The sequence below is a fragment of the Aneurinibacillus terranovensis DSM 18919 genome, from assembly GCF_000430625.1.
Lineage (GTDB): Bacteria > Bacillota > Bacilli > Aneurinibacillales > Aneurinibacillaceae > Aneurinibacillus_B > Aneurinibacillus_B terranovensis.
The window spans coordinates 120,490-143,676 of the sequence record NZ_AUMJ01000015.1 but is presented as its reverse complement, the minus strand read 5'-3'; the positions used below and the strand labels follow the sequence as shown (position 1 = coordinate 143,676).

The window sequence follows — 23,187 nt, the reverse complement described above, 5'->3', positions numbered from 1 at the left end:
TTAACCTGAGTAAACACAATCCGAAATCAACATATACCTTAACGATGCTGACGAAGATAAGACCGGACAAGTTCCTCAATTAGTTCATCGCGTTCAAGCTTGCGAATCAATGTGCGTGCGTTATTGTGACGGGGAATATAGGCCGGATCGCCGGAGATCAGATATCCAACGATTTGGTTAATCGGATTATATCCCTTCTCTTCAAGCGCTGTATAGACGGTGAGCAGCACTTCTTGAGCTTCTATTTCCACATCATCCTGTTTAAAGTTAAACTTCATCGTATGATCCATGGAACTCAATGTCCAGCACCTCTTTCCAAGGTTCTTATCCTCATGTAATTCGCCACTTCTATGTTGAATTCCTTTTTCGCATAGAGAAAAAGTTAAAGTTGAGTCTGCACCCATTCATTCGTAAATGCTAGCGCATCGGACAATTCGGCCGCATTTTTTCCGCCCGCCTGAGCCATATCCGGCCGGCCGCCGCCACCGCCACCGCAGCGGGTTGCCACTTCTTTTACTAACTTACCGGCATGTAACCCTTTTTTAACCAGATCGGCGGTTACTCCGGCGACAATGTTTACCTTGTCCTCTTTTACCGACCCGAGTACGACAACAGCGGAACCGAGTTTATTTTTTAAATCATCGACCATATTACGCAGGTTATCCATATCCACACCGTTCACTTTTGCCGCAAGCACTTTAACACCGGCAACTTCATTCACCTGATCGGTTAACGTGGAAGCCTCCATATGGCTTAACTTGGCACGGAGAGATTCATTTTCACGCTCTTTTTCCTTCATTTCCAGCTTCAATGTTTCAATGCGCTGCGGAACATTTGTAATGGTCGTTTTCAGTTCATTGGCTACCGACTTCAATGTGGACAACTGCTGGTTCAAATATTTATATGCCATCCGGCCGGTAACCGCCTCAATGCGGCGTGTGCCCGCACCGATTCCCGTTTCGCTTACAATTTTAAACAAACCGATTTCTGCCGTATTGTTTACGTGACAGCCTCCGCACAGTTCAAGGCTGTAGTCGCCTACTTTTACAACGCGAACAACGTCGCCATATTTTTCCCCGAACAACGCCATGGCCCCCATAGCTTTTGCTTCCTGCAGCGATTTATGCATAATCGAAACATCAATATTACGCCAGATTTGTTCGTTTACAATCGATTCAATACGATCCAGTTCTTCATCTGTTATCGCACCGAAGTGTGAAAAGTCAAAGCGTAAACGCTCCGGAGCCACAAGGGAACCAGCCTGATTAACATGGGAGCCGAGCACATCCTTTAACGCCTGGTGAAGCAGGTGGGTACCGGTATGGTTCTTTACAATGTCCGTACGGGCTGCACGATTGACAACAGCCTCCACCTTATCGCCTACTTTTAAGGTTCCCGATTCCACTTTAATGGTAGAAATATGCTGCCCATTGGGCCCTTTTTGCGTATCAAACACCGTAGCCTGCATTTTTCCGGCTTCTAGTAAGCCTTTATCCGCAACCTGTCCGCCGGATTCCGCGTAGAACGGAGTACGGTCGAGAATCACCTGGCATTCCGTTCCAGCTCCTACCATATCAACCGATTCGTTCTCGTGAATCAGAGCCACGACCCTCGCGCTCGTTACAATCTCCGTGTACCCGACGAATTCGCTCTTAACTTTGATGTCACCCAAGACTCCGCCCTGCACCTGCATGCTTCCTTCATCATGGCGTGCAGCCCGCGCCCGCGCGCGCTGTTCTTCCATCGCCGCATCAAAGCCTTCACGGTCCACCGTCATTTCCTGTTCAGCCGCAAAATCCTCTGTCAAATCAAACGGGAAGCCATACGTATCATACAGTTTAAATGCTTCATCCCCGCTAATTTGCGTATGGCCGGCCTGTTTCGCATGTTTAACCATTTGCTCTAAAATATGCAGACCTTCGTTCAATGTTTCATGGAAACGCTCTTCTTCATTTTTAATTACGCGCTCAATAAATTCGCGTTTTTCCAGCACTTCCGGATAGTACGATTTCATAATTTCGCCTACGGTTCCCGTTAAGGTATACAGGAACGACTTTTCAATGCCCAGCACTTTTCCGTAGCGGACAGCCCGGCGCAACAGGCGGCGAATGACATACCCTCTTCCTTCATTGGATGGCAGGGCGCCGTCTCCAATCGCGAATACGACGGTCCGGGAATGGTCGGCGATGACTTTCAGCGCGATATCGTGCTCGAGCTTTTGCCCGTATGTGACACCAGCAATTTTACATGTAGCTTCAATAATCGGAAACAGTAGATCAGTTTCATAGTTGTTGTCCACGTCCTGAATCACAGATGCCATCCGTTCAAGGCCCATCCCGGTATCAATGTTTTTCTTTGGAAGCGGCGTATAAGAACCGTCCGGATTATGATTATACTGCGAAAATACAAGGTTCCAAATCTCCAGGTAGCGCTCGTTCTCTCCTCCTGGATAGAGTTCCGGATCGGATGGGTCATTGCCGAATTTCTCGCCCCGGTCATAGAAAATCTCACTGTTCGGCCCACACGGCCCTTCTCCGATATCCCAGAAGTTCCCTTCGAGACGAACAATCCGATTTTCCGGGATGCCGATTTCTTTGTTCCAGATTTCATGGGCTTCGTCATCTTCCGGGTGGATGGTCACGTACAACTTGTCCGCTTCAAAGCCGATCCATTCCGGGGCCGTTAGGAATTCCCACGCCCAGTGAATCGCTTCCCGCTTAAAATAGTCGCCGATGGAAAAGTTGCCGAGCATTTCAAAAAATGTATGGTGGCGCGCCGTTTTCCCCACGTTTTCAATATCGTTCGTTCGAATCGACTTCTGTGAATTCGTAATCCGGGGGTTCTCAGGAATCACCCGGCCGTCAAAATATTTTTTGAGCGTTGCGACCCCGCTGTTGATCCATAGAAGGGTCGGATCATCGACCGGAACAAGCGAAGCGCTTGGTTCAATCGCATGCCCTTTGCTTTTAAAGAAATCCAGAAACTTCTGGCGTATTTCAGCCGATGTCATCGTTTTCATTCATAATCCCTCCACTATTTATATGCATAAAAAAACTCCCATTCCCTGTGTTCAGGGACGAGAGCTGTTATCTCACGCGGTACCACCCTGCTTACCCGCTCGCAGTCCTACACGAGGTACGGGTCGCTTGTTTAAAAGAAATAACGGGCTTAATCACCCGGCAGGATTTTACCCTGCTCTCCGGAGTAGCGTTCGGCAACTCTTCTTTTAGCGGTGCTCTCAACCTGGGTACCGCCTCTCTGTAAAAGGACGCTGCTTACTTTCTCCATCAACGAGTTTGCTGCCTATTTGCTTGTCTTATCATTTTTTCATTATACAAAATCGACTTGCCGGAAGTCAATCTGGCACATCCGGGCGCCTTCTGTACCGGGGCCAGACATGCTGCAGGATAACCTTGCCGGCGGCGACAACCGGAACCGCGAGAATCAGCCCCGGGATGCCGGCTATTTCTCCTCCCACCATGACCGCAAAAATAATGAGGAGCGGGTGCAAATGCAGCGACCTGCCAACAATCAGGGGAGAAAATACGTTTCCCTCCAGAATTTGCACAACAACATTAATTCCGGCCACATATACAGCGGTCTTCCACGAGATCGTTAAAGCGAATAGAAGGGCCGGCACTGCCCCGATGAACGGCCCAATATATGGGATGATGTTCGTCACCGCAACCAGGGTAGCAAATACAACCGCATACGGAAGCCTGATAAAAAAATAAGCCAGATATACGATTACAGCAATCACGCCGCATACGGTCAACTGACCGCGAACATACTGTTCCAGCGCGAGATTCACTTCATGTAAAATTCGGGTAACCTTCAGGCGATGACTGCGCGGAATCATAAGCAAAAAACCGCGCTGAAACGGTTTCATATCTTTTAACAGATAAAAAACAACAAAGGGCACAATCGCAATCAGGAGAAGCTTATCAAGCAAGCCTTGCATGCCTGTAAACAGGCCATCCACATATCCTTTCACCGCGATTTCCATCGTTCGCATCGTCTGGGCTACACCGCTGTGCAGGGAATATGGCTGAGCGGCCTGTTTAAGCCTGACCCTCGCCATCCAGTTCTGGTACATTTCCATGAGCCCTGGTATTTTCTCACTAAGTTCTCGGAACTGCCGTGAGAATACCGGACCGAAATTAATAATCACAAAAGCGATAAACAGAAAAAAAATGGTGTAAATCAAAATGATGGCCACACTGCGCGGAAAATGGTGGCGGCTTAAAAAACCAACAACGGGATTCAACAAATAAGCAATGATCAACCCGAGTAAAAAGGGCGTAAGTACTTTTTTTGTGATAGAAAAAAAACCGACAAAAAAAGTACTCACTTTCCCTAGCATAAAAATAATCAACAGGATAAGAAGGGTGATAAGCAGTCCTTCTATCCAGTTTCGTTTCTCCAGTTTCATACTGCTCACCCCAGCTCTTTACATTTAGTATGGCCGGAAGTGCGCTGGATATGACCCGAATTACCTGAGAACGCGCAAGCCTTTCTCCAGGTCGGTGATGATATCTTCCGCTTCTTCAATCCCGACGGACAGGCGCAGCAGCCCCATGGTAATCCCAAGCTCCTGCTGTCTTTCGTATGATAACGCGCGGTGGGAGGTCTTAAGCGGATGGGAAAGTGTCGTTGCCACACCGGCAAGCGAAGGGGCAATCGTAATCATATTCAGAGCCCGGAAGAATTGATTGAGCAGCTCGGTGTCTTCACACAAGCGAAAGCTAATCATCGCTCCGTTACCGTTAAGTTCCATTTTTCTTGCAACAGGATAGGTCTCATGAGTGGTAAGGGATGGATGGTAAACCTTCTGTACGGTCGGATGCCCTGCGAGGAAAGCCGCCACATTATCCGCATTGGCCGAATGCTGGCGCATTCTCAGTGCGAACGTTTTAATGCCTCGCTGAACAAGCCACGCCTCGAAGGGTCCGAGACAGCAGCCCATCAGCACCATCCGCTGTCTCGTGATGGCTATGGTTTCCGTCGGTCCAACAACAACCCCGGCGGTCACATCATTGTGGCCGTTTAAATATTTGGTTGCGCTGTGAATGACAAGGTCAGCCCCCAACTCTAAAGGGCGAACGACATAAGGCGAAGTAAATGTATTGTCAACAAGTACCTTTGCGCCCCGTTCATGAGCGATAGCGGTCACCATTGGGATGTCAATCACACTGATTAACGGATTCGTTATGACTTCGGTCACGAGCAGTTTGGTAGAGGGCTGAAGTGCCTGTTCTATCGATTCGGCGGAATGGAAGGGAGCAAATGTGCAACCGATGCCGAGCCGCTGCAATTCCGTTTCAAGCAGGGAAGCGGTCGCCCCGTATATTTCGTTGGAACACAGCACGTGGTCCCCTGCCTGCACGAACGTGAGAATGCCGCAAAGAATAGCGGACATTCCGGATGATGTGGCCACACAATCCTCTCCCCCCTCAAGCGCTGCCACAGCCTTTTCAAGCGCTGTCGTATTGGGGTTGCTGTTTCTGCTGTACAGATAACGATCGTTTCTTTCGGTAAAATACCCTTCTAAATGGTCTAAATCGTCAAACGTAAAGACTGATGTTTGGTAAATCGGCATCGCTTCCGGACGATTGGAAACCGGGACATGCGAACCGGCATGTACGGATAACGTCGCAGGGTTCTTTTTCACGGATTAAAACTCCTCTCGAATGTTCCCATTTCATTTTATGTAATATAACGTAACATTATAAAGAAAACCCGGGATGCGTCAAGCGCCACGTTGTTCATAATAAAGAGGCGGGAACATGATGTCCCCACCCCTTTCGTCAAACAACCCTAGAATTCAGGATTTCTCATTGTTATCCGGCCATATTTCGCATGAAACGTCTTCCAACCCGGGCAAGCATGCGCGAGGAACGTGTAACACCAGCAAAGTTCATGTTGCGCCACATTCTTCTCCCCATTTTCATCGTGCCAAACATACCATTTCTGCGGCCGACCATCATCCTAATTAGCGCATAAGCGGCGATAAGGATACCACCCATCAAGAGAGAGCGCATCATCAGACCTCATCTCCTCACATGTTGGTTTCAAAAGGTGGCGGGCAGTCATCAAAAAACAAATCATTCAGCGAATGAAGACTTCCATCTTCTTCAACCTGATATACGGAAGAAACTTTATTTCCGGCGGCGATAAATTCGATAAAACATTCCCAGCAATAGAACTGGTTGGTTCCGATTTTGCCAATATTTTTAGACTGGCAGTTCGGGCAGGTAAGCATGGTTCATCCTCCTGTTCATATGGACCTTTCTTTGTCTCCATTTCCGATCATTACAGATTACATTCTGTCCATCTCCGGAAAAATGTAAACCTCTGTATTGGAGCAGACAGGTCCGCAAGAACGGTAGAAACTGAACGGCCGCTTACGTTGCCTGCATTGTGCCGGCTGCACGCAGCGTGCCCTACGTTTGTATCGGACATCGCCATACAGAGAAAACGGAAGAAAAAGCCCACCTTTTTTCCCCTTTTTTCATCTGTGAACCGGTCATGTGTTCACTTCCGTATTCCTAGTATGCAGGGAAAAGATCGTTGGCATTCAATTAGGCCTTGTTAATTTCGGCCAATGCATTCTGTGCCAGTATGTGGCGGGGATTTATCGAAAGACACCGTTCAAAATGCTGTTTGGCTTCTTCCATTTGACCCAAAAACCCGTACGCCACTCCCGAATTGAAGAGGGCATCATCATGGTCAGGGGTTATTTCCAGTGTTTTTAAAAACGCATCGCGCGCTTCTCCAATCCTGTTCAAACGGGCGAGACACATTCCTTTATGAAAATAAGCCTCCGCATCTTCAGGCTCAACGCTCAAACACGCATCAAAAAATTGAACGGCCCTGTCCAACTGCTCGGACTGCATATAGGCCATAGCAATCATAAAATCTAAATCATGGTGCTTCATCCCTTTTTCTTTTGCTTTTTCAAAAGCAACGCGCGCGGCCTCATAATTTCCTGCATTAAAATAGGAATTTCCCAATCCATAGTAAGCCAGTTCAAGCCCGGGATTCAGTTGAATCGCCCGGGTAAACCACTGAACTGCGTCATCTTCGTTGCCGGTTGCGGCAAGGAGATTTCCGATATTGCAGTACGGCCGGGCGTATGATTCATCCGCTTCAATCGCCTGTTGAAAAAGCTTGAGCGCTTCTTCGAAGTGCCCCTGCGTTAATTCCTCAAGCCCCAAATCATTAAGGTCTTCCGCCTTTTTCTCCATCTAAACTCCCCTTTCATGCCCGTATAAGCATGTCCATTATGCCTTGGATTGTCTCATCCGCCGCACAATTTCTCCGACCTTGACCGCAGCATCACGAATCTCCGCTTCTTCATTTCCATAGCCAAAACTAAAGCGAATGGCGGACGCCAGCAAATCATCCGGCAGGTTCATAGCCTGCAGAACGTGCGATACCTGGAAGGAGCCTGCTGTACACGCCGAGCCGCTGGAGGCGGCAATGCCGGCGATATCAAGGTTCATGAGCATCGTTTCCGTTTGTACGCCGGGGAAACTTACATTCAGGATATGCGGGAGATGATGGGACGGGTGGCCGTTTACAACATAGTGAATGCCCATTTCTTCCCATGATTTGAGCATAATCGAGCGATCATTCTCATACTGTTTACGATGCCCATCCAGTTCCGCAGCAGCCAAGTCCGCAGCTTTGGCAAAGCCGATGATGGCCGGCACATTTTCTGTGCCCGGCCGGCGCTTCTTCTCTTGGTTGCCACCGTGCAAATAAGGGTCAATTTTAACCCGGCGATTCATATACAGGGCTCCGATCCCTTTTGGACCGTTAATTTTGTGAGCCGAAATGGAGAGTAAATCCACCGGTAATACTCTGACATCCAGCTTTTCCACACCGAGTGCCTGAACGGCGTCCGTATGAAAATAAACTCCACGCTCATGGGCGATGGCGCCGATTTCCGCCACCGGCTGCAGCGTTCCGACTTCATTGTTCCCGTACATCACACTAATCAGCACGGTATCCGGGCGGATGGCGGCGCGGAGTTCATCGAGTATAATCGTCCCCGTCTCATCGACAGGGAGATATGTCACTTCATAGCCAAACTTTTCAAGGTACTCACACGTATCAAGCACGGCATGATGTTCAATTCTGCTGGTGATAATATGCTTCCCCTTATCCCTGTTCGCAAGCGCCACCCCGATGATGGCTGTGTTGTCCGCTTCTGTGCCGCCGCTCGTAAAAACGATTTCTGCCGGGGAGGCATGCAGACAGACAGCGATTCGCGCACGCGCTTCATCCACCGCATGCCTCGTCTGCTGCCCAAAGCTGTGGAGGCTCGAAGGATTGCCGTGCCTTTCACGAAGATAAGGCAGCATCGCCTCAAGAACTTCCGGGCGCACTGGTGTCGTTGCAGCATGGTCCAAATAAATTCCTTTCATAGTGGCCTTGCATCTCCTATTTATTAAATGTAAAACATATAGGAATCATGATTTCCTTTATCTTCATATGTAATTAAATCGTATAGTGTCGTCGAATCCAACACCTCGCTAATGCTGTCACGAATCCGAAGCCATAAATCACGTTTTGCCGGATCTTCCTCTTCCTCAAATTCTACGGGGCTGATAGGGCCTTCCAGCACGCGAATCACCTCACCTGCCGTGATTTCTTCAGGGCCGCGTGAAAGTATATAGCCGCCGTACGCTCCGCGAATGCTTTTTACGAGCCCGTGATTGCGCAGGGGCGCGATTAACTGCTCAAGGTAATGCTCAGATAATCCATGCTTCTGTGCGATTGATTTAAGCGAGAGCTGTCCTTCACCGTATCGTTTCGCCAACTCCATCATGATAGTCAGGCCGTAACGCCCCTTGGTCGAGATTTTCAACCGAATCACCTCTTTTTCTAATTTTAAGCACAATAGTATCCCAGAAATAAATCGACCACTGTAATTTCCATCAGAATCATACGAAAATCATGTTTAGGAGAGTGGCAACGGTGGGTCGCTGTCTGGTGAGAACCACCGTTGCCGCAATAAGAATCAGGCCGAGTATTTGACTCCATGTTCCCATGGTTAAGCCAATCGTTTGTGCGAGTCCAACGTGCAGAATGTCCCAGGGAGATAAACCGAGATGAGCTTCGATACCGATTCCGGTAGCCCTTTCGATATCACTGTTTATTCCCCTTTCGTATGGTATTTAAATACTCTTTCATGTGCCGTTCATAGCCGATTTCTTTCGGTTGATAAAAGCCTCCCTTTACATTATCGGGCAAATATTGCTGTTCGACGTAGCTGTTCGGATAATCGTGCGGATACAAATACCCTTTCCCATGGCCCAGCTTTTCCGCGCCTTTATAGCTTTTATCGCGCAAATGAACGGGGACCATTCCATGGCCCTGCTGCCGGACCTCCGCAAGCGCTTTGTTGATGCCCATATAAGCGGCATTGCTTTTCGGTGCAGCCGCCAGGTACGTCGTTGCCTGGGCGAGCGGAATACGCCCTTCCGGCATCCCGACAAGCTCCAGCGCCTGAAAAGCGGAAATCGCCACCTGCAGGGCGCGTGGGTCGCCGTTTCCCACATCTTCGGACGCGGATATCACCAGGCGCCTTGCGATAAAGCGCGGATCCTCGCCGGCATCAATCATCCGTGCAAGCCAGTATAGCGCCGCATCCGGATCAGAGCCGCGAATCGATTTTATATAGGCGGATATCGTGTCATAATGATTATCCCCTGATTTATCGTAGCGTACCGCACGTCGCTGAATGGAATCAACCGCAACATCAAGCGTGATGTGCAGCGTCCCGTCAATGCCGACAGGCGTGGTCGCCATCGCTAATTCCAGTGCATTGAGCAGGCGCCGGCTGTCTCCTTCCGCATACCGGATAAGATGGGCTCTGGCGTCTTTTTCAATGTTAACGCAAAGCTCTCCATACCCTCGTTCTTTATCGTGCAGGGCGTTGTCAAGAACGCCGTTTAACGCTTCCTCTGTAAGAGAATGGAGCTGAAACAACTGGGAGCGGGATAAAAGCGCGTGATTCACTTCAAAGAAAGGATTTTCTGTTGTGGCGCCAATCAACCGGATGGTTCCATCTTCTACGTAAGGCAGCAGCGCATCCTGCTGGGCTTTATTAAATCGATGGATTTCATCAACGAACAGCGTGGTGCCCTGTTCATACATACCCTGCCGCTGTTTCGCCTCCTCTACCACTCTGCGAATATCAGCCACTCCCGCAGTCACCGCGTTGATATCGGTAAAATACGTGCGTGTGGTGCGGGCAATAATTCGTGCGAGCGTCGTTTTCCCCGTTCCGGGCGGTCCATAAAAAATAAGCGAGGTAATCCGATCCGCTTCGATAGCCCGCCGTAGCAATTTGCCTGGCCCTACAATATGTTCCTGTCCGATAAATTCATCGAGCGTCCGCGGCCTCATCCGATCCGCAAGCGGCTGGTTTTTCCCCCTGCCGCTATTCTTATCTTCTTCATCAGCATAAGAGAATAAATCCATGTCATTCCCTCGCTTTTGTATAAATTCGGTAAATCCTACTAATTATAGAGGAAAAGGTGGCTGAAGTAAAGTAAGACGGGCTTAATCATCCCGTCTTACTTCAATCCCTGCTTTTTTTAATAAATCGTTAACAACGACACCAGCCATGATTAGACCCGCAACCGACGGGACAAACGCATTGCTGGCAGGAGGTTGAACCGCCTTACGGATCGGTGAATTCGGATCTTTCACAATGTCGTTTAAAACCTCCTCCCGCGAAATAATCGGTGGCTCTGTCGAATAAACTACCTTTACCCCTTTCGTGATTCCCTGTTTACGCAGTTCCCGACGCAGAACTTTCGCGATCGGATCATATGATGTATCGAACAAATCTGCGACTTCAAAGCGGGTTGGGTCCATTTTATTGGCCGCTCCCATGCTTGAAATTAACGGAACATTCCGCTTTCGACACTCTTTAATGAGATGCAGTTTAGCCGAAAGCGTGTCCATTGCATCCGCTACATAATCCAGATTGTAGGCAAACACTTGCCCGAAGGTCTCCTCGTTATAAAAAAACTTTAACGTAACCACTTCACATTCAGGATTAATCGTTGCGATTCGTTTTTTCATAATCTCAACCTTTTCCTGACCGATCGTTTCCAGAGTAGCCGGCAGCTGCCGGTTGACGTTGGTAATATCCACATCGTCCTTATCGATTAAGACAAGCTTGCCGATTCCTGTACGCGCCAGGGCTTCTACCGTAAATGAGCCTACGCCTCCTACGCCAAGAACGGCAACCGCGCTGTTTTTAAACAATTCAATTCCTTCGCGTCCAACCGCGAGCTCTGTGCGTGAAAATTGATGAACCATATAAATCTCCTTTTAACTCTAATTGTTTCACGGAAAATTGAACTCCCTTTTATATATACCATATTTCCGCTGTCGGGTGCATCGAAATCCGCAACAGACACGGGGAATGGAGTGAAATGGATCAATTTTTATTTTTTCTTTTTCCCGCTACCCAGTGTTTCTCTGGAGTTTTGGGGTGTTTTTAGGCCCGATTGACTCCATCTTCGAAAAACCCTTATGTTTCAGGCTGCCCCCGAACGGAGGATGAGAAACACGAACAGTTTATACTTCCCCGCAAGGGAAAACTTCGCAAAAAATAACAACGGTCCATTCCATTGCCACACTACCCCTAAGATTTTGTGTTCGAGAAAATAAGAAGAACCCCACGCATGCCGTGATAACCTGTGTTTTGAACCTGCTACAGCAGGTGGGAGTTTCTACTCGTCAGTTCGCAGGTCCGCTGCTGAAGGCGGCATCTGCTCCCTGACCGAGACTCCGATCTCCCTAAGTTAAGATGTTGGCTCAAAACTTAGGACACGTCACGAACATCATAGGGTTCTTGTTTGTATATTTATCTTAGCTCAAGTTGAAAACGATTTCAAGAGGCAAATAGTCCCGAATAATGTACCTTAGTAGCTTTTTTAGGACTTTTGATTCGGTGGAATAGAAATACGAATCGAAAGTTCTTCAAGCTGTTTCGCATCGACTGCATCCGGCGCGTTCGTCATCAAGTCTTTGGCGCTTGCTGTTTTAGGGAAAGCAATCGTTTCGCGGAGGCTGCTCGCCCCGGCAAGAATCATGATGATTCGGTCAAGGCCGAATGCAATTCCGCCGTGCGGAGGCGTGCCATATTCAAACGCCTCAAGCAGGAACCCGAATTTTTCATTCGCTTCTTCCTGGCTGAAACCAAGCGCTTTAAACATTTTTTCCTGTATATCCCGTTTGTAAATCCTCATGCTGCCGCCGCCGATTTCATATCCATTGAGAACCATATCGTAGGCCTGCGCACGGATCTGGCCAGGCTCTGAATCAAACAGGTGCAGGTCTTCCGGACGGGGGCGGGTGAACGGATGGTGGAGCGCAACATAACGTTTCGCTTCTTCATCCCACTCAACGAGCGGGAAGTCTACTACCCATGCGAAAGCAAATTTGCTTTCATCGATTAAACCGAGTTCTTTTCCGAATTTCAAGCGGAGCGCACCAAGTGAGTCGGCAACCACTTTAGCCTTGTCAGCGACGAAAAGCAGCAAATCGTTGTTTTCCACCTGCAGCCGGTCTTTTATCGTCGCAATTTCTTGTTCCGTGAAGAATTTCGCGATAGGCCCCTTGATTTCATCATCTTTAAACGCCATCCAGGCAAGCCCTTTTGCCCCGTATTTACCAGCGAATTTCATTAAATCGTCGACATCTTTACGGGAATAGTGGGCACATCCTTTAACGTTAATACCCCTTACCTGTCCTCCGCGGTTAACGGTCCCGTTAAACACCTGGAATCCGCACGTTTGAGCGATATCGGATATATCGACCAGTTCCATCCCGAAACGTAAATCCGGCTTGTCCGAACCATAGCGATCCATAGCGTCCGCATATGTTAAACGCTGAAAAGGAGTCTCGATCTCAATTCCCTTTAATTCTTTTACGATTTTGGCCATCATTTCTTCCATCATGGTTAATAAATCTTCCATGTTTAAGAACGATGTTTCAATATCGACCTGAGTAAATTCCGGCTGCCGGTCGGCGCGAAGATCTTCGTCCCTGAAACAACGTACAATTTGGAAGTAGCGTTCATAACCGGCCACCATGAGAAGCTGCTTAAAAAGCTGTGGCGACTGCGGCAAGGCAAAAAATTCACCCGGGTGGACGCGGCTTGGCACGAGATAATCACGCGCCCCTTCCGGCGTGCTTTTGGTCAGCATCGGTGTTTCAATTTCAAGGAATTCATGTCCGTCAAGGAAGTCGCGGAACATTTTCGTGACTTTATGGCGCAACTGCATCGTTTTAAACATCTGCGGGCGGCGCAGGTCGAGATAGCGGTACTTCAGGCGCACCTGTTCATCCACATCCACATCATCTTCAATAAAAAATGGCGGCGTCTTTGCCTGATTGATAATCTCGATTTCCTCAACCTGAATTTCAATTTCGCCTGTCAGCATATTGGGGTTGATCGTTTCCGGATCGCGTTCCACGACTTTCCCTTTAACACTAATGACATATTCGGTGCGTACTTTATCACCGATTTCATGGGCCGCAGCATTAATTTCCGGGTTAAATACGGTCTGAACAATGCCGGTCCGATCCCGTAAATCAACGAAAATAACGCCCCCAAGGTCACGGCGCTTTTGCACCCATCCGTTTAACGTTACCTCGCTGCCTACGTCAAATTTACGGAGTGTTCCACAGAAAACCGTCCGCTGTTGAAATTCCATCTTTTGCTCTCCTACCTTCCATCCTCTGTAATTTGTTTAACACTCTCTACAATCGCATCAAGAGCAACTTCCTGCTGTTTACCGGTGGTCATATTTTTCATAACAGCAACATTACGTGCAAGTTCGTCTTCCCCGACAATAATTACTGCTTTTGCCTGTAAACGGTCGGCAGACTTAAGCTGCGCTTTCATCTTGCGCCCGAGGTAATCTTTATCCGCAGACAAACCGTGGCTGCGGAGGGTATCCATCAAGGTAAATGCCTTTGCATCCGCTTCTTCCCCCATGCTCACAAGAAAACAATCAAGCGACTGTTCAATTGGGAGCTCTACCCCCTGCGTCTTTAAAGCAAGCAGAACGCGTTCGATACTCATCGCAAAACCGATACCAGGCATGTCCTGGCCGCCGATTTGCTCGACCAGCCCGTTATAGCGCCCGCCGCCACATATTGTGCTGACCGCACCGATTCCGCGCTCCATAATTTCAAACGCGGTATGCGTATAATAGTCAAGTCCGCGCACAAGGCGGGGATTCACTTCATACATGATGCGCAGATCGTTCAAGTGTTTTTTAACCCTTTCAAAATAAGTGCGGGACGACTCGTTTAAGTAATCAAGCAGTACCGGAGCTGTGGCCATCTGTTCTTTCCTCGCATCCTTTTTACAGTCAAGAATACGGAGCGGGTTGCGGGCAAGGCGGGACTGGCAATCCGTACAGAACTCGCCGATATGCGGGGTAAAATGGTTAATAAGCGCTTCCCGGTATGCCTGCCTGCTTTCCATATCGCCCAGCGTATTTAATTCGACATGCAGATTTTTAAGGCCTAATTCTTCGTAGAACCGCATGGCGAGTGCAATGGCTTCCGCATCGATTGCCGGATCATGGCTCCCGATTGCTTCGATGCCAAACTGCGTGAACTGGCGCATCCTTCCAGCCTGCGGGCGTTCATAGCGAAACATCGGGCCAATATAGAAAAGCTTGGTTGGTTGCTGGGGAGCACCATACATTTTATTTTCTACATACGAACGCACCGTTGAAGCCGTACCTTCAGGCCGCAGCGTCAGGCTGCGGTCGCCTCTGTCCGTAAACGTGTACATCTCTCTTTCAACAATGTCCGTCGTTTCTCCCACACCCCGCTGAAAAAGCTCGGTATGTTCAAAAATCGGCGTTCTGATTTCTAAGTAATTATAGCGCCTGCAAATATCGCGGGCTTTATCTTCCACATACTGCCACAGTTCGATTTCACCTGGCAAAACGTCCGCTGTTCCTCTTGGGACCTGAATCATAAAAGCTACCTCCTGTACGTATCACGACATTTCGTTGTGAAACTAAAAAATCTCCCGCCACTGACTTCATGTCAGGGACGAGAGATTGATAACAATTCCCGTGGTACCACCCTAATTGGATAAATAAATCCCACTCAAGAAATCCCTTAACGCGGGATTTAACGCCTGGTGTTTTCCACCCGTCTTCCAGGTTGTCTTTCATCAAGGTTTTACAGGGAGGGCTTACAGCCTTGGCCTCTCCTCTCTGCACTGCAATCATCCTGACTACTTTCCCCTTCATCAGATCCGTATACTTTTGTCACAATTGTTTTATATGTTAACGCGTTCGACAGTTTTTGTCAAGCTGTGCATCGCTCTGCTATATAATTCGTCCAGTACCGCTATTTTAGCCTGTGTCAGCTTTTCGTACGCTTCAATATAGCTGCGCGGGTCTTTCGGATTCGGCCAGCGGGTGAGCTTTTCCGTTCCAGGTTGAATCAGCTTGCTCACCGCGCCGCACCCCAGACCAATAATCGTTTGCTTTTCTTCCATGATCACGATGTTGTAGAGACTCTCCTGGCCTGGAAACGAGTAGCCAACGTTCTCCAGGTTGCCCAGGATGTTTTTCTGGCGGTACAAGTAATAAGGAACATATCCGTGTTCAGCCGTCCATTGGCGGGCCATCTCCATCATATAACCGATTTCTTCCCGGTCAGCCACGTTATACTTCTCCCTGTTTTTAGTCATTGCAGAAGCGCGTTTGAATGAGAGGGTGTGAACCGTGAGCGAAGCAGGCCGCAGCGCCCCGATACTTTTAAGAGAATTCAACAGCTCACCGCGCATTTCCCCGGGCAGCCCGATAATCAGGTCCATATTGATGTTATCCAGCCCTTTTTCCTTTGCCAGATGGTACTTCTCCACCGTTTCGGCTACCGTATGATGGCGGCCGATAATATCAAGCGTATCCTGGGTAAAGGACTGGGGATTGATGCTAATCCGGTCGGTTTTCCATTTTTTCATGACCTCAATTTTGTCGGGCGTGATTGTATCGGGGCGGCCTGCTTCCACCGTCAACTCGCGCACACGTTCCATATAAGGAAAATAAGCATACATCGATTCAAACACCGCGTCCATCTGCTCCGCCGTTATACTTGTCGGCGTTCCTCCGCCGAAATAAACCGTGGTAACACCTAGTCCTGATTTCCTTAACCAGTTTCCAATTTCTTTAACTTCATAGCGTAGACCGGTAAGGAATTGTTCCACAGAGCCCTGCTGCCCCTGAATAGAATAAGCGGGAAACGTACAGTAGGCGCATTTTGTCGGGCAGAATGGGATTCCGATATAGATGCTGACTTCTTTTTCGTTTAGTTCATGCAGGTCAGGAATCACTTGGAGCTGACGGTCTACGATGGACTGTAGCAGGGTAACTTTTTCCCCGGTAACGAGCCGCTCTTCCAGCAGCACACGGTGGGCTTCCTCCTGACTTATGCCGTTATGAAGCATCGTGTGCAGAAGCTTTGTCGGGCGAATCCCGGTAAGAATACCCCACGGCTGGATGATGCCTGTGCTTTGCTCCAACGCTTTAAGTATGGCGTAATTCATCGTCCGCTTTGCCATCTTGCGCCACTCTTTTTCATCGGCTACCGCATCCGTCGCCTGCTCGTGGGAAGTCGTTATCGCTTCCCCGCCTTCTTCACAGTAAACAACGCTGGCCTTAACAGGATTTTTCCCCGTAAGGTGTACGATTAAATAGGATTTATCACCTAAATAGGATTTATCACCAGTTTTATCTTTCGGCTTATCATCCGTACCTGTTTCCATATAAAACTCAGCCTCTACCTCCTCAAAAAAGAGGTGAAGTATATTTTCAATGTCGTGTGTATAATCGTGTCCCTGGCAGTATACATTTATGTTCATACGGGCTGATCCCTCCTTCTGCTGCATGTAAGGAATTATAGTACAGGAAAAGCCGGTGTAAAGAACGGGCTTAAACGCTCGTTTTTTTTGATTACTCCCCGAAGGTTTCGAAAACTGCCGCAGAAAATTTTTTTAGCGAATTAGCCTTCACTTCATTGCAAGGGAAGACCTCTCAAAAAAGAATAACGATCCATTCCATTGCCCACCACAGTTTAGATTTATGTTAGGACAAGCTAACGCCTCATCTTCTCCCTTAGCGTCCGAATGTCTTGCAGGGTGATCCCCATTTCCTGGGCAAGTTCAATATCGGAGAGTTTTGCCTCGTTTTCAAGAAACTCGTGAAAGTCGATATTGAAGAGCCGGTTATTGATTTGATTAGCTGTTGTTTCTTTTTGGCTTTGCCGCATAGAACCATTCACTCCATGTCTTAGACGTTGGAATTTCTGGTTACTATCTTCTCCAAGATAGACGCAGCTTACACTGCAAAACATCCGCATTCATCTGCTCTCCACGATAAGTGTAACCGGCCCGTCGTTGACGAGCGAGACTTCCATCATGGCACCGAAAATTCCGGTTTCTACAGTCAGGCCCGCCTCTCTGAGTTTTTCATTGAACTGCTGATACAGCGGCTCGGCATGTTCGGGGCGGGCGGCTTCGATAAAACTCGGCCTGCGCCCCCTTCTCGTATCTCCGTAAAGCGTGAACTGCGAAACTGAAAGAATCGCTCCGCCTGTATCCAGCACGGAGCGGTTCATTTTGCCCGTTTCGTCTTCAAAAATACGAAGGTTTGCAATTTTATCCGCCATATACGCTACTTCTTCTTCCGTATCGGTATGGGTGATACCGACAAGAAGAACGAGTCCGGCATCAATTTGCCCAACGACTTCACGTTCTACTATAACCTTCGCCTGTTTGGATCGTTGAACAACTACCCGCATGATATAACTCCTCTATCTGTAAGTGAACCTGCATAATAGTAAACCTGTGTAGTAACCAACCGACATCAACCTGCATGATTTGACGTACACTAATAATGGCTACGTGTTCAACACGCGGCGTACTGAGTACACATCACGAATCTTTTTAATTCGCTCCACCACTTTATGCAGGTGGTCGACATTGTGAATTGTAATGGTCATATTGATTTTAGCCACACGGTTTTTATCCGTTTTACCGGAGACCGCCGATATGTTGGTCTTCGTATCCGCAACCGTCGCCAGCACTTCGTTCAGGAGACCGCTGCGGTCGTTTCCTGTGATTTCAATATCCACGTTATACTCGTGCCGTAAATCACTTTCCCATTCCACATGAATAAGGCGTTCTTTCTCTTCCGGTGACGACCGGGTAACATTCGGACAGTTTTCCCGGTGGACAGACACTCCGCGCCCGCGTGTAATAAAGCCGACAATATCATCACCCGGTACCGGATTACAGCAGCGGGAGAACCGTACGAGCAGATTATCGACCCCTTTCACAACCACTCCCTGATCGGGCCGCTTCCGCCGTACCTCGCTTTTTATTTCCGTGACATTCGGGCGGCTCTCTTCACGCTCTTTGCGCAGCTTATCTGATAAACGTGTCGCAATCTGGGCCCCGGTAATTCCGCCATACCCGACCGCCGCAAACATATCCTCCTCGCCCTGGAAATTGAATTTGCCTGCGACTTCCAGCAAGTTTTCGGCCGTCATCATTTCTTTAGGCTCAAAATTATTCCTGCGCAGCTCACTTTCGACCAACTCGCGGCCTTTGGCAACGTTTTCTTCACGTTTTTCTTTTTTAAACCATTGCTTGATTTTATTGCGCGCATGTGAGGATTTCGTAATTTTCAACCAGTCTCGGCTCGGCCCAAAGCTATGCTTAGAGGTAAGAATTTCCACAATGTCTCCAGTCTTGAGCTTATGGTCAAGCGGAACGATTTTTCCGTTAACTTTCGCGCCGATCGTACGATTACCTATCTCGGAGTGAATCCGGTAGGCATAATCCAGGGGGACAGAACCCTTCGGCAGTTCGATAACGTCCCCCTTCGGTGTAAAGACAAACACAAGGTCCGCAAATAAATCCATTTTAAGCGATTCCATAAACTCATGCGCGTCCCGTGTTTCATTCTGCCACTCAAGAATTTCCCGGAACCAGGAAAGCTTCGTTTCAAAATTCTGTTCTCCCGGAACCGGCTTCCCTTCTTTATACGCCCAGTGTGCCGCGATCCCGTATTCAGCAATCCGGTGCATCTCTGCCGTGCGAATTTGAACTTCTAGCGGTTCACCGTTCGGGCCGATGACCGTTGTATGGAGGGACTGGTACATATTTGCCTTTGGCATGGCAATATAGTCCTTAAAACGGCCCGGCATTGGTTTCCAGAGGGTATGAACGACGCCTAGTACCGCGTAACAATCGCGGATATTCTCCACGATGACCCGAACCGCCAGCAAATCGTATATTTCATTGAATTCTTTATTTTGCTTGACCATTTTCCGGTAAATACTATAAATGTGCTTAGGCCTGCCTGAAATGTCCCCGTCAATTTTTATCTCATGTATTTTTTCAAGAAGCGTTTGAATCACCTGTTCGATATATTTCTCCCGCTCTTCCCGCTTCTTTTTCATTAAATTGACGATTCGATAATATTGCTGGGGATTAATGTATCGCAGAGCCGTGTCTTCCATTTCCCATTTAATAGACGCGATTCCCAGTCGGTGTGCAAGCGGCGCGAAAATTTCTAGCGTCTCGTCTGAAATCTGCCGCTGCTTCTCCTCCGATAAATGCTTAAGCGTCCGCATGTTGTGGAGGCGGTCAGCCAGCTTGATCATCATTACGCGCAAATCCCTGGCCATGGCGAGAAACATTTTACGGTGATTCTCGGCCTGCTGCTGTTCCTTCGATTTAAACTTAATACGCCCGAGCTTCGTTACCCCTTCAACAAGCAGAGCCACCTCGTGGCCAAATTCTTTTTCTATCTGTTCGCTCGTTACTTCCGTATCTTCTACCACGTCATGCAAAAATGCGGCAGCGACAGTTACGGCATCCATTTGGAGATTAATCAAAATCCCGGCGACTGCAATGGGATGAATAATGTACGGTTCTCCGGATTTGCGGACCTGCCCGCCATGGGCATCCTTGGCAAACTCGTAGGCACGGACGAGAAACTCGATATCTTTATCGGGTAAATATTTCTCAGCTTGATCTATGACATTATCGACAGCGGTTTCTATCGCCGTTTCGGTACTCATTATAAGCAATCTCCTTTACCACACCCTTGGATATTATTCTTTATTATCATTGAATTACCTGGGAAAGTAAAGAGGATGCCTCCCGAGATATAGAAAAACCAGCAGCTTTTTTAAGGAACCTGCTGGTTTCGATTGCGCTTATCCAACCGGATGTGTGTTAATATTTTACAAGGGAAAAAATATCGTATTCGTTTCCCACTCGCTTCCGGCCGTCAAGGTAGGTAAGCTCGATAAGGAAAGCGAGACCAACAATTTCTCCGCCCAGTTGTTTGACAAGATTAATCGTCGTTTCGATCGTGCCGCCAGTTGCGAGTAAGTCGTCAGCAACTAATACACGCTGTCCCGGCTGAATGGCGTCTTTATGCATCGCAAGCGCATCATTTCCGTATTCGAGACTGTATGAAGCCTGAATGGTTTCACATGGAAGCTTTCCTTTCTTACGGACCGGAACGAAGCCGGCATTCAATTCAAGAGCAAGTGGGCACCCTACTACGAAGCCGCGGGCTTCCGGGCCAACAACCATATCCACATGTTTATCTCTGGCGAAATCCGCTAATTGCTGGATTGCCGCTTTATAAGCTGCCCCGTCTTTCAGCAGAGTAGTAATATCTTTAAAACGGATTCCTTCTTGCGGATAATCCTCGATAACGCGTATTTTTTCTTTAAAATCCATGGACAATTTCCTCCTCGGCTGTCGGATGGTGACAGCACTGTTTAATAAAGTGACTTAATGAAGAGGGGGGCGAATACAGCAATTCCGTTTCCAGTTCCAATGCTTTCCTCTTCTCCTGGTAAATAATGGACTCGGTTAAATCCTTCTTCATTGGATTTTCTACAAGAGTATACACACCGTCTAGTTTATGCAAAAATCCAAGATCATGAAAAACGTCCAGTATGAAAGAAACGGACGACGGGGTAAGTAAGGTTGCTTTGGCAAGCAAGGGGATATCCTGCGTACGTACTTTCTTGCTTCGTATGATCCCTTTATAGACTTCTTTAAAGTGATCCCTCGTCGGGAGAGATGACAGCGAGCCCGGTTCTTCCCCAAACAAACAATAAATTCGCTCCACGCCCGTATAAGGCGAGAGGTAATCGTGCAGGTTTTGTAAAGAATGCGGCAAATCGTACAGGACGAGGCGGCGAACATGGGAAACATCGGCTTCAATGGGGGCTGCCATTACTTCAAAACCACCCCGGTTTTGTCGCGACATTAACAAGGACTGGTGATTTTTCCTGCGAAATACAAGGATATGTACCGTTTCGTCCGCATCAAGCTGAGCCAGGCGTTCTTCTTTATTACGGGCGCCCCGCCAGTCAAATACCTGCAGGCCGGGAATGGCAATATCTTTAATAGTAAACTGCGCCCGCCGATTATTATTCCACTCATTTACATGCAGTTCACCGACGATATTTGCTTCTGCACTACTTGATAGGTTTGGCACGACTTCTGCAAGTTTAAACCCAATGCCGTCAAGAATATGTTCACCCTGCCGCAGCTGGCATTTCAAATGGGTTTGTTCCTGACCGATCGTTCGAATATCGCCTAGCTCCACCTTCTCTATTAAAATGCGCGGACTTGGATTTCCCATCCCGAAAGGGGCCAACTGCTCCAATTCATCAACCGTTTGCAGCGTCGCATCTTCCAGCGTGCAGACCGCATCCACGCGGGTGACCGGAATATAATCTTCTGGCGTCAGCCATTCCCGCGCGATATTGTTTAGACGCCAGCGTAAATCATTCACATGCTCCAGCGCAAGGCTCATCCCGGCGGCCATTGTATGGCCTCCAAAGTGAGGCAGAATATCACGGCAGGTGGTCAACGCTTCATAAATATTAAAACCGGCAATACTGCGTGCTGAACCTTTCGCCTTGGTCCCGTCTTCGGAAATACTCAACACGATCGCGGGACGATAGAACTTTTCGACAAGACGGGAGGCGACAATTCCGATGACCCCTTCGTTCCAGCCTTCTTTGGCAACGACAAGTACATTCGTTTCATCCTCAGGCATGGCCAAGACCAGTTCCTCGGCTTCGGCCGCTATCTTCTGAACAAGCGCCTGCCTCTCCGTATTTAATTCATCAAGCTCCCGCGCATACTCTTCCGCTTCTTCCTCCTTGTTCGTAACAAGCAGTTTCACCGCCCGGTCCGCGGTCTCAAGCCTGCCTGTCGCGTTAATGCGCGGTCCCATACCAAACCCGATATGATAAGCCGTGGCTCTGCCGTCGATGCCGCATACTTTTTTTAAGGCTTTAATGCCGGGATTTGCCGTACGGTCAATCGCCTGCAGGCCGTGTTTGGCAAGCAAGCGGTTCTCATCAACGAGAGGAACCAGATCGGCAATGGTTCCAATTGCGGCGATATCGAGCAGATGATGCGGAAATTCCCCGAGCAGCGCATGCGCAAATTTGAACGCGACACCTGCGCCCGCCAGCATGTCAAATGGATAGGTACAGCCGGGTTTTTTAGGATTAATCACGGCGTAAGCATCAGGAATTTGGCTTGGGGGCTCATGGTGGTCGGTGATAATAATATCAAGCCCCCATTCTTTCCCCTTCTCCACTTCATGAATCGCGCTGATTCCGGTATCAACGGTAATCACGAGTGAAAACCCCTTGTCCGCTGCCCGTGCGAGGGCTTCTTTATTTAACCCGTAGCCCTCTGTAAAACGGTTTGGAATATAGTATTGAAACGATGCCCCCGCCTGGCGCATCGTGTGAACCATGATGCTGGTGCTTGTCACGCCGTCCGCGTCATAATCCCCATAAATTAAAATCGGCTCCCCTGTTTCAATCGCTTCCTTTGTCCGGGTAATGGCTTTCTCCATTCCATCAAGTAAAAATGGGTCATAGAAATCACTAATCCCGCCGCGCAGGAATTTTTCTGCTTTCGCAGCGGTATCGAGTCCCCTGCCTACCAAAAGACGGGCAACCAGGGGAGAAATATGTAACTGATGCTGCAGTTCTTCTACAGATCTATCATCTATGTCTTCAATCTGCCAGCGTGTTTTTGATTGTAACACCCGGTTTCACCTC

At 48.5% G+C, this 23,187-nt stretch carries 21 protein-coding genes, 1 other RNA gene and 1 other annotated feature; all 22 genes read right to left on the bottom strand.

Features of this window, described 5'->3' with window-relative positions; genetic code table 11:
* Positions 1-38: 38 nt before the first annotated feature.
* A complete protein-coding gene (locus H525_RS0102895) occupies positions 39-299 on the bottom strand; it encodes an IreB family regulatory phosphoprotein (protein ID WP_027414952.1) in 261 nt (86 codons plus the stop codon).
* Between the two features lie 83 nt (positions 300-382).
* The gene (alaS, locus tag H525_RS0102890; RefSeq protein ID WP_027414951.1) at positions 383-3,019 is read right to left on the bottom strand and encodes an alanine--tRNA ligase; all 2,637 of its coding nucleotides are present in this window, start codon (positions 3,017-3,019) and stop codon (positions 383-385) included.
* A 336-nt stretch (positions 3,020-3,355) separates the two neighbouring features.
* A complete protein-coding gene (locus tag H525_RS0102885; protein ID WP_035099719.1) occupies positions 3,356-4,432 on the bottom strand; it encodes an AI-2E family transporter in 1,077 nt (358 codons plus the stop codon).
* 60 nt (positions 4,433-4,492) lie between these two features.
* A complete protein-coding gene (locus H525_RS0102880; protein WP_027414949.1) occupies positions 4,493-5,671 on the bottom strand; it encodes a trans-sulfuration enzyme family protein in 1,179 nt (392 codons plus the stop codon).
* A 169-nt stretch (positions 5,672-5,840) separates the two neighbouring features.
* The gene (locus H525_RS0102875; RefSeq protein ID WP_027414948.1) at positions 5,841-6,044 is read right to left on the bottom strand and encodes a hypothetical protein; all 204 of its coding nucleotides are present in this window, start codon (positions 6,042-6,044) and stop codon (positions 5,841-5,843) included.
* 14 nt (positions 6,045-6,058) lie between these two features.
* Positions 6,059-6,262, bottom strand: a complete 204-nt coding sequence (locus tag H525_RS0102870) for a hypothetical protein (protein ID WP_027414947.1) — start codon at positions 6,260-6,262, stop codon at positions 6,059-6,061.
* A 50-nt stretch (positions 6,263-6,312) separates the two neighbouring features.
* A complete protein-coding gene (locus H525_RS29255; RefSeq protein WP_211236957.1) occupies positions 6,313-6,462 on the bottom strand; it encodes a hypothetical protein in 150 nt (49 codons plus the stop codon).
* 119 nt (positions 6,463-6,581) lie between these two features.
* On the bottom strand, positions 6,582-7,247 hold the full coding sequence (locus H525_RS0102865; RefSeq protein WP_027414946.1) for a tetratricopeptide repeat protein: 666 nt from the start codon (positions 7,245-7,247) through the stop codon (positions 6,582-6,584).
* Between the two features lie 36 nt (positions 7,248-7,283).
* Positions 7,284-8,432 carry a cysteine desulfurase family protein gene (locus H525_RS0102860; protein ID WP_027414945.1) on the bottom strand — a complete coding sequence of 383 codons (1,149 nt, stop codon included), beginning with the start codon at positions 8,430-8,432 and terminating at the stop codon, positions 7,284-7,286.
* Positions 8,433-8,455: 23 nt separating this feature from the next.
* Entirely contained in the window at positions 8,456-8,875 is a 420-nt protein-coding gene (gene cymR, locus H525_RS0102855) for a cysteine metabolism transcriptional regulator CymR (protein WP_027414944.1), read from the bottom strand.
* A gap of 76 nt (positions 8,876-8,951) precedes the next feature.
* On the bottom strand, positions 8,952-9,071 hold the full coding sequence (locus H525_RS29250; RefSeq protein ID WP_483756929.1) for a hypothetical protein: 120 nt from the start codon (positions 9,069-9,071) through the stop codon (positions 8,952-8,954).
* An 85-nt stretch (positions 9,072-9,156) separates the two neighbouring features.
* A complete protein-coding gene (locus H525_RS0102850) occupies positions 9,157-10,494 on the bottom strand; it encodes an AAA family ATPase (RefSeq protein WP_027414943.1) in 1,338 nt (445 codons plus the stop codon).
* Positions 10,495-10,575: 81 nt separating this feature from the next.
* Positions 10,576-11,343: a tRNA threonylcarbamoyladenosine dehydratase gene (locus H525_RS0102845; RefSeq protein ID WP_027414942.1), complete on the bottom strand. Its 768-nt coding sequence runs from the start codon at positions 11,341-11,343 to the stop codon at positions 10,576-10,578.
* A 355-nt stretch (positions 11,344-11,698) separates the two neighbouring features.
* A non-coding RNA gene (gene ssrS, locus H525_RS25980) (6S RNA) lies at positions 11,699-11,882 on the bottom strand.
* A gap of 81 nt (positions 11,883-11,963) precedes the next feature.
* Entirely contained in the window at positions 11,964-13,748 is a 1,785-nt protein-coding gene (gene aspS, locus H525_RS0102840; protein WP_027414941.1) for an aspartate--tRNA ligase, read from the bottom strand.
* Between the two features lie 11 nt (positions 13,749-13,759).
* Positions 13,760-15,031 carry a histidine--tRNA ligase gene (hisS, locus tag H525_RS0102835; RefSeq protein WP_027414940.1) on the bottom strand — a complete coding sequence of 424 codons (1,272 nt, stop codon included), beginning with the start codon at positions 15,029-15,031 and terminating at the stop codon, positions 13,760-13,762.
* 70 nt (positions 15,032-15,101) lie between these two features.
* Positions 15,102-15,320 (bottom strand) — a binding site (T-box leader).
* 20 nt (positions 15,321-15,340) lie between these two features.
* Positions 15,341-16,927, bottom strand: coding sequence for a coproporphyrinogen III oxidase (locus tag H525_RS0102825; RefSeq protein ID WP_027414938.1), 1,587 nt, complete (start codon positions 16,925-16,927; stop codon positions 15,341-15,343).
* 233 nt (positions 16,928-17,160) lie between these two features.
* Positions 17,161-17,334 (bottom strand): hypothetical protein, encoded by a 174-nt coding sequence (locus H525_RS27860; protein WP_169728838.1) that lies wholly within the window; start codon positions 17,332-17,334, stop codon positions 17,161-17,163.
* A 90-nt stretch (positions 17,335-17,424) separates the two neighbouring features.
* On the bottom strand, positions 17,425-17,865 hold the full coding sequence (dtd, locus tag H525_RS0102815) for a D-aminoacyl-tRNA deacylase (protein ID WP_027414937.1): 441 nt from the start codon (positions 17,863-17,865) through the stop codon (positions 17,425-17,427).
* A 99-nt stretch (positions 17,866-17,964) separates the two neighbouring features.
* Positions 17,965-20,154, bottom strand: coding sequence for a RelA/SpoT family protein (locus H525_RS0102810; protein WP_027414936.1), 2,190 nt, complete (start codon positions 20,152-20,154; stop codon positions 17,965-17,967).
* Positions 20,155-20,311: 157 nt separating this feature from the next.
* Positions 20,312-20,827 carry an adenine phosphoribosyltransferase gene (locus H525_RS0102805; protein ID WP_027414935.1) on the bottom strand — a complete coding sequence of 172 codons (516 nt, stop codon included), beginning with the start codon at positions 20,825-20,827 and terminating at the stop codon, positions 20,312-20,314.
* Entirely contained in the window at positions 20,817-23,174 is a 2,358-nt protein-coding gene (gene recJ, locus H525_RS0102800) for a single-stranded-DNA-specific exonuclease RecJ (RefSeq protein WP_027414934.1), read from the bottom strand. Before recJ ends, H525_RS0102805 begins: the two co-directional genes overlap by 11 nt.
* Positions 23,175-23,187: the final 13 nt, after the last annotated feature.

What these genes read in the sequence shown, in the direction of transcription:
- H525_RS0102885 (WP_035099719.1), bottom strand. Translation starts at nt 4,432, where the DNA reads ATGAAACTGGAGAAACGAAACTGGATAGAAGGACTGCTTATCACCCTT.
- aspS (WP_027414941.1), bottom strand. Translation starts at nt 13,748, where the DNA reads ATGGAATTTCAACAGCGGACGGTTTTCTGTGGAACACTCCGTAAATTT.
- H525_RS0102870 (WP_027414947.1), bottom strand. Translation starts at nt 6,262, where the DNA reads ATGCTTACCTGCCCGAACTGCCAGTCTAAAAATATTGGCAAAATCGGA.
- H525_RS0102825 (WP_027414938.1), bottom strand. Translation starts at nt 16,927, where the DNA reads ATGAACATAAATGTATACTGCCAGGGACACGATTATACACACGACATT.
- H525_RS0102850 (WP_027414943.1), bottom strand. Translation starts at nt 10,494, where the DNA reads ATGGATTTATTCTCTTATGCTGATGAAGAAGATAAGAATAGCGGCAGG.
- H525_RS0102845 (WP_027414942.1), bottom strand. Translation starts at nt 11,343, where the DNA reads ATGGTTCATCAATTTTCACGCACAGAGCTCGCGGTTGGACGCGAAGGA.
- alaS (WP_027414951.1), bottom strand. Translation starts at nt 3,019, where the DNA reads ATGAAAACGATGACATCGGCTGAAATACGCCAGAAGTTTCTGGATTTC.
- H525_RS27860 (WP_169728838.1), bottom strand. Translation starts at nt 17,334, where the DNA reads ATGCGGCAAAGCCAAAAAGAAACAACAGCTAATCAAATCAATAACCGG.
- H525_RS0102860 (WP_027414945.1), bottom strand. Translation starts at nt 8,432, where the DNA reads ATGAAAGGAATTTATTTGGACCATGCTGCAACGACACCAGTGCGCCCG.
- H525_RS0102875 (WP_027414948.1), bottom strand. Translation starts at nt 6,044, where the DNA reads ATGATGCGCTCTCTCTTGATGGGTGGTATCCTTATCGCCGCTTATGCG.
- H525_RS0102805 (WP_027414935.1), bottom strand. Translation starts at nt 20,827, where the DNA reads ATGGATTTTAAAGAAAAAATACGCGTTATCGAGGATTATCCGCAAGAA.
- H525_RS29255 (WP_211236957.1), bottom strand. Translation starts at nt 6,462, where the DNA reads ATGTCCGATACAAACGTAGGGCACGCTGCGTGCAGCCGGCACAATGCA.
- H525_RS0102865 (WP_027414946.1), bottom strand. Translation starts at nt 7,247, where the DNA reads ATGGAGAAAAAGGCGGAAGACCTTAATGATTTGGGGCTTGAGGAATTA.
- dtd (WP_027414937.1), bottom strand. Translation starts at nt 17,865, where the DNA reads ATGCGGGTAGTTGTTCAACGATCCAAACAGGCGAAGGTTATAGTAGAA.
- hisS (WP_027414940.1), bottom strand. Translation starts at nt 15,031, where the DNA reads ATGATTCAGGTCCCAAGAGGAACAGCGGACGTTTTGCCAGGTGAAATC.
- H525_RS0102810 (WP_027414936.1), bottom strand. Translation starts at nt 20,154, where the DNA reads ATGAGTACCGAAACGGCGATAGAAACCGCTGTCGATAATGTCATAGAT.